This window comes from Nocardioides cremeus, assembly GCF_030518195.1.
Lineage (GTDB): Bacteria > Actinomycetota > Actinomycetes > Propionibacteriales > Nocardioidaceae > Nocardioides > Nocardioides cremeus.
Genome location: NZ_JAULSC010000526.1, coordinates 1 through 203, shown reverse-complemented (window position 1 = coordinate 203; position 203 = coordinate 1). Strand labels below are relative to the sequence as shown.

The 203-nt window shown below is 80.3% G+C and carries 1 protein-coding gene; it reads left to right on the top strand.

What is annotated here, in order from left to right:
* Positions 1-203 (top strand): hypothetical protein (locus tag QWJ41_RS21965; RefSeq protein WP_302710617.1); only part of this gene is annotated, 203 nt, incomplete at both ends.

The following is a 203-nucleotide window of genomic DNA, read 5'->3' as shown; positions in this document are numbered from 1 at the left end:
CGCGCGGACGAGGTCGACACCCCCTACACCGAGGCCGCCGAGGTGATGCGGCGCATCCACGGCGAGCCCGACGCGCGGGTCATGCGTGGCGCCGCCGGCTCGTCGGGGGGCGCCGGCGGCGGACCCGGCGCGACCGGGGCCGCGACGACCGGCGGCAGCGCCGGCTGGGGCCAGCCCGTCGGCAGCGCGCACACCTATCCGTA